Below are 3256 nucleotides of genomic sequence, written 5' to 3' on the forward strand. Positions count from 1 at the left end.
GAAAAGCTAAAAGCCGAAGAGAAACAAAAGGCTAAAGAGCAAAAAGAAGCTGAAGAAAAGCTAAAAGCCGAAGAGAAACAAAAAGCTAAAGAGCAAAAAGAAGCTGAAGAAAAGCTAAAAGCCGAAGAGAAACAAAAAGCTAAAGAGCAAAAAGAAGCTGAGGATAAACAAAAAGCTGAAGAAAAAAAATTAGCTGAGGAACAAAAAAAGGCTGAAGAAAAGCAAAAAGAGTTTATCTCCTATGCCCAAAACATCAGAGGTGGCAATTTTATTAAGGATATGAAACTCAATAATAAAGAAGCTGAAATTACATTCCATGATTCGTTTGCATCTTATAAATCAACAAAGCCAGATAGTAACGTTACTGAAGAACAATATAAACAATATTTCTCAACTGGAGATGCTATCGAGAAAATGTTTGTAAGTGAACCTGCTAGATTACTAAGACAATTTCCAGATTTAAATACGGTAAAAATGACTCTGCCGTTCGATGGAAAAACATATACTACTAGCTTAGAAAGAAATGGTTTGAATACATACCTTGGATTTAAGATTGAAGATCTAAAAGTTGAAGACAAATCTTGGGTTAAAAAGTTTAACGATCCATACGTGTATGATAAAACAAAGCGTAAGGCATTCTTTAAGAAATTTGTTACAGTTCAATAAAATATCATTTTTTGTATTAAAACAAGTTCATTATTACTTATCAAATTTTAAGATAGATAGGAGTATATTAATTTATGACCACAGCAATTGAATTTATTGGAAACGCCTTAAAAACCTTAGGGCCATTAGCAATAGTTCTCCCGTTCATTTTTGGGTACATTTATAAAAACGATTTAGACATTACTTTTGAACAAAAACAAGGTCGTTTTTTCAAAAAGTTTACAAGCTTTATAACCGCCTTTTTCACTTTTTATTTTCTCATGCAAATAATGTCACTTGCTTTATATTCTCTTATCACAGCTTTACCTTTTCTATCTCACCTCTATACTATGGTGACAGCTATAATAATTATTACTGCAGCCTCATTAATTTACATCTTATATATATACGCTTGGCCCTTTACTCAAGTTGAGCAAACTAGAGAATTCACTCAAAAAAAGAAATATAAATTTGCAAAATGGGTTATTGATAAACTTGAACAATGGCCATTATTCACAACTGTATGTATAGTCTTTTTCACTTGTAGTTATTTTCATGCTTTACAAATAAACACTTTATTTTTGAATAGCAAAAACATAAGCAAAACCTTTGAAGATAACATAATGAGATTGATAGGAGATCCAGTCTTTTTCGTTCTATTTACAGGTTCGGTAGTTTTTCTTTTTCGCCTTAATAAAAGACCTAAACAATTTTATACTATGAGTCTTATAGACTATGCTACAGTTCAAAAGAACACAAAAGATCTTATTCACCTTTACACAAGGAAAGATACACAATGGGTTCTAGTAGAACCTAAACATCATAATGATTTAAAAGAAGTATATATATATAATCCAGATAAAGATAAATGGTACTTCTACAAAAAAGTCAATGAAACCGAATTAAATAGCTAAATGCCAAGAAAGAAACATATTTCCGTATAAAGAAATTATGTTTCTTTCTTTATAATAATTTTCATTTCATCTTATCTTAACCTATACTAAATCTAAAAGGAGGTCCACACTATGAAAACTGCAATCTACCTAAGAAAATCCCGTGCCGATCTCGAAGCCGAAGCACGCGGCGAAGATGAGACGTTAGCAAAGCACCGCACTACCCTGCTGAAAATAGCGAAAGAAATGAACTTAAATGTTTTAGCTGTCCGGGAGGAAATCGTTTCTGGTGAGAGCTTAGTGAAACGTCCTGAGATGTTAGCGCTGCTTGAAGAAATTGAAGATAATAAATATGATGTTGTTCTTTGTATGGATATGGACCGTTTAGGTCGTGGAGGTATGAAAGAACAAGGAATCATTTTAGAGACGTTTAAACGCTCAAATACGAAGATTATGACGCCTAGGAAGACTTATGACCTTAATGATGAGTGGGATGAAGAATACAGCGAATTTGAAGCGTTTATGGCTCGTAAGGAGTTAAAGATTATTACACGTCGGATGCAACGCGGCCGTATCGCAAGTATAGAGGCCGGTAATTACCTTGGTACACATGCACCATTCGGATATGATATCCATCGTTTAAATAAGCGAGAACGTACGTTAACGATTAATTCAGAAGAGGCTTCTGCCGTAAGAATGATATTTGATTGGTATGCAAATGAGGATATGGGTGCGAGTGCAATTAGAAGCAAATTAAATGACCTTGGATATAAAAGTAAGCTAGGTAATGAATGGAACCCTTATAGCATCTTAGATATATTAAAGAACAATGTGTACATCGGAAAAGTAACATGGCAAAAGCGAAAAGAAGTAAAGCGGCCTGATGCTGTAAAAAGAAGTTGTGCACGACAAGATAAATCGGATTGGATTATTGCCGATGGTAAGCACGAGCCAATCATACCTGAAAGTTTATTTGAACAAGTACAAGAAAAATTAAACTCAAGATATCACATTCCTTATAATACAAACGGAATTAAAAATCCTCTAGCTGGCATTATTAAATGTAGTAAATGTGGTTATAGCATGGTCCAACGTTATCCGAAGAACCGCAAAGAAACGATGGATTGTAAGCACCGGGGTTGCGAAAACAAATCAAGCTATACTGAATTAATTGAGAAGCGTTTACTCGAGGCATTAAAAGAATGGTACATCAATTATAAAGCTGATTTTGAAAAACATAAGCAAGATGACAAGTTAAAAGAAACACAAGTTATTCAAATGAATGAAGCTGCATTACGCAAGCTTGAAAAAGAATTACTGGATGTCCAAAAACAAAAAAATAATTTACATGATTTATTAGAACGCGGCGTTTATACTGTCGATATGTTTTTAGAACGATCAAATGTAATTTCTGATCGCATTACTGAAATTACTTCCACAATGGAAAACTTAAAGAAAGAAATTAAAACAGAAATTAAGAAGGAAAAAGTGAAGAAAGATACAATACCTCAAGTTGAGCATGTTCTTGATCTATACTTTAAAACAGATGATCCCAAAAAGAAAAACAGCCTCCTAAAGTCGGTTTTAGAAAAGGCTGTTTATAAAAAGGAAAAGTGGCAAAGGCTCGATGATTTCGAACTTGTGCTTTATCCTAAGCTCCCTCAAGATGGCGACATATAAGCGTTTATGCTTTGTCGTCACCTTGTTGGTGTAATTAG

At 33.4% G+C, this 3256-nt stretch carries 3 protein-coding genes; all 3 read left to right on the forward strand.

Features of this window, described 5'->3' with window-relative positions:
- On the forward strand, positions 1 to 666 hold a 666-nt coding region (locus tag MR115_RS29430), incomplete at its 5' end, for a hypothetical protein (protein ID WP_242243833.1).
- Between the two features lie 74 nt (positions 667 to 740).
- Entirely contained in the window at positions 741 to 1559 is an 819-nt protein-coding gene (locus MR115_RS29435; RefSeq protein ID WP_242243834.1) for a hypothetical protein, read from the forward strand.
- A gap of 111 nt (positions 1560 to 1670) precedes the next feature.
- Complete coding sequence (locus tag MR115_RS29440; protein ID WP_242243836.1) at positions 1671 to 3218, forward strand: recombinase family protein; 1548 nt, start codon at positions 1671 to 1673, stop codon at positions 3216 to 3218.
- The last annotated feature ends 38 nt before the right edge of the window (positions 3219 to 3256 follow it).

It is taken from the genome of Bacillus cereus group sp. BfR-BA-01309 (genome assembly GCF_022664315.1).
GTDB lineage: Bacteria > Bacillota > Bacilli > Bacillales > Bacillaceae_G > Bacillus_A > Bacillus_A mobilis.

What these genes read in the sequence shown, in the direction of transcription:
- MR115_RS29435 (WP_242243834.1), top strand. Translation starts at nt 741, where the DNA reads ATGACCACAGCAATTGAATTTATTGGAAACGCCTTAAAAACCTTAGGG.
- MR115_RS29440 (WP_242243836.1), top strand. Translation starts at nt 1,671, where the DNA reads ATGAAAACTGCAATCTACCTAAGAAAATCCCGTGCCGATCTCGAAGCC.